The sequence below is a fragment of the Frankia sp. AiPs1 genome (assembly GCF_023716945.1).
GTDB lineage: Bacteria > Actinomycetota > Actinomycetes > Frankiales > Frankiaceae > Frankia.
In genome coordinates, this window is the sequence record NZ_JAMQQF010000682.1 from 1 (window position 1) to 2873 (window position 2873).

Genomic DNA, 2873 nt, shown 5'->3' on the forward strand with positions numbered 1-2873 from the left:
AGTCGTGGCCGCGGGCCCGGACGGCACGCTGATCGTCGCGGTCGGCGCCGACCCGGCGGGCTGGCCCGGCGGGTCTGGCCCGGCGTCGCAGCGCTACGCCGTGAGCTACGCCGAGATCGACGCGCCCACCGCGCAACAGGAGCACGCCGCCGCGGCGACGCGGCACCGGTACGTGGTCGCCTGGACGACAGGCACCACCAGTCGAGAGGAGTCCCATGACCCACGATGACGAGCTGTCCGACACGCTGCTCGCCGAGATCGGCACGATGATCGCCCGCATTCTGGAGAAGTACGGCCTGGGCGACGTGCGCGTCGAGATGACCACGGCCTTCCACGACGACCTGGAGATGGAAAGCATCGACCTGGTCACGCTCGGCGGCATGCTCGCCGAACGGTACGGCGAGAACGTCAGCCTCGCCGAGTTCCTCGCCGAGAAGGACCTCCCCGAGGTCATCGCGCTCACGGTGGGCGACATCGTGGCGTTCGTCCGGTCCCGGCTGGGCGCCCCGGCGGGCGTGGACTGACCGTGCCGATCATCGACGTCAACGGCAACGACCTCCACTACCTCCACGAGCGGGGCAAGCACCTCCCCATGCGGGGCAAGCTCGTACCGCCCGTCGCCGTCGTCGCCGACGACACCAGCGACGACACGGGCAACGGCACCGGCGACGACCCCGGCGATGACGGCAGCGGCACGGCCCGTCGCGCGGGCCCGGCACCGACGCTGGTCTGCGTGCACGGCCTGGGTACCGACAGCCTGGCCAGCTTCTACCTGACGATGGCCGCCCCGCTGGCCGCCGCCGGCATCGACACGGTGTTCTACGACCTGCGCGGGCACGGCAACAGCGGCCGGCCCGCCCAGGGTTACACCGTCGGTGACTTCGTCGCCGACCTCGCCGGGCTGCTGGCCGCCCTGGGCATCGACGAAACGGTGCACCTGGTGGGCAACAGCTTCGGCGGCACGATCGCCTACGCCTTCGCGGCCGCCCACCCGGATCGGGTAGCGAGCATGGTCACGATCGAGGCCGAACCGCCGACGCCGCCGTGGGCCGACCGGGTGGGGCTGATGCTGGCGAACACCCGTCGCGACCTCGGCCGCGAGGACACCTATGCCTGGCTGCAGAAGACCTTCGGCTCCCACTACGTCCGGCTGTCCCGGCTGGCTTATCGGCGCCTACAGGAGACGTCGATGGCCGACGAGATCCCGCAGGGCCCGCTGCTCGACCTGGAGGACCTGGCCCGCATCCACCACCCGGTGCTGAGCATCCTGGGCAGCGACGGCTTCCAGGCGGAAAACCCCTACCTGTTACAGAGTGTTCTACCCGATTGTCACACGGTGATAGTTCCGGATCAGGACCACTCGGTGCTCGTCGAGTCGCACCGGCGGGTCCGCGACCTGACGATCGACTGGGTACGCCGGCACCAGGCGGTGGGCGTCGGCTCCGGCGAGGGGGCGTGAGCACCTTCCTGTTCGTGGTGCCGCCGCTGGCCGGGCACATCACCCCGCTGGTAGCCGTGGCCGACCGACTGCACGACCGCGGCCACCGGGTGGTCTGGTCGGGCGAGGAGTCGATCGTGCGGCGGCTGGCCGGACCGGACGCTGAGATCCATCCCTGCCTGGCGGGGCCGGTCGACGTCGACGTGCGCGGGGCCGAGCTGCGCGGCTACGCCGGGGTCCGCTTCCTGTGGGAGGAGTTCCTCGTCCCACTGGCCGAGGTGACGTATCCGGCGGTGGTCGAGGCGGCCGTCCGGTCGGGCGCCGATGTGCTGGTCTGCGACATGCAGGCGTTGGCCGGGCCGCTCGCGGCGGCGCGCCTCGGCCGGCCGTGGGCGACCTCGGCGACGACGTCGGGCCCGCTGCGGGACACCTTCGCCGCCACCCCGAAGGTCCAGCGGTGGTTCGACGACCTGCTCGACGGCCTGATCGCCCGCACCACCACCACCACAGGCACCACCGCCACCGCAGGCATCGCAGGCATCGCAGGCACGACCAACACGGCCCGCACCGCCATCACCGCGGGCACAGCTCGCACGGGCGGACCGACCCGGCCCGGGCCGGCGACGGTCAGCGGGCCGCCCACGCCGCGCACGCTGCGGCTGTCCCCCCATCTCGTCCTGGCGTTCACCACGCAGGCGCTCGCCGGGCCGCCCGGCGGCGACTCGCTGATCGGCCCGGACGGCCCGCCGACCGCCTGGGTCGGCCCGTCACTGCCACCGCGAGCCGACCCCGTCGGGGGCGACCTGGATGGTCCTCAACAGGACGGCCCGCAAGCGGACCGCCCGAAAGCGAGCAACGCAAGACCGGGCGACGCGAAACCGGACAGCACGAAACCGGACAGCACGAAACCGGGCAACGCGAAACCGGGCGACGCGAAACCGGACAGCGCGGCGGCGAGCGAGGCGTTCCCGTGGGGGCGGCTCGATCCGGGACGCCGGCTTGTGGTGACCAGCCTCGGGACCGTCAACGGCCAGGTGAGCGGGGAGTTTCTGCGGACGTGCGCGGCGGCGCTGCGCACGCTCGGCGACGGCGTGCAGGCCGTCATCGCCGACCCGCTGGGCGCCGTCGACCCGGCCGCCATGCCGGACGGCGGCATCGCCGCGCGGTTCCTGCCGCTGGTCGACCTGCTTCCGCGGGCGGCGGCGGTCGTCTGCCACGCCGGGCACAACACGGTCTGCGAGGCGCTCGGGCACGGCGTGCCGCTGGTCGTCGCGCCGATCCGCGACGACCAGCCGGTCATCGCCCAGCAGGTGGTGGACGCGGGTGCGGGGATCCGGCTGCGCTTCGCCCGGGCCACGCCGGCGATCGTGGCGTCGGCCGTCCGCGAGGTCCTCGACGACCCCCGCTACCGGTCCGCCGCGGCCCGCGTCGGCGC

Annotated in this window: 4 protein-coding genes; all 4 read left to right on the top strand. The window is 73.3% G+C overall.

Features of this window, described 5'->3' with window-relative positions; genetic code table 11:
• A partial coding sequence (locus ND748_RS29325) for a hypothetical protein (protein WP_251749436.1) occupies nt 1–229 on the top strand: 229 nt, incomplete at its 5' end.
• Nucleotides 216–524, top strand: a complete 309-nt coding sequence (locus ND748_RS29330; RefSeq protein ID WP_251749437.1) for an acyl carrier protein — start codon at nt 216–218, stop codon at nt 522–524. The genes ND748_RS29325 and ND748_RS29330, both read left to right, overlap by 14 nt.
• Before the next feature lie 2 nt (nt 525–526).
• Nucleotides 527–1459: an alpha/beta fold hydrolase gene (locus ND748_RS29335; protein ID WP_251749438.1), complete on the top strand. Its 933-nt coding sequence runs from the start codon at nt 527–529 to the stop codon at nt 1457–1459.
• The coding region (locus tag ND748_RS29340) for a glycosyltransferase (protein ID WP_251749440.1) at nt 1456–2873 on the top strand (1418 nt) is incomplete at its 3' end. The genes ND748_RS29335 and ND748_RS29340, both read left to right, overlap by 4 nt.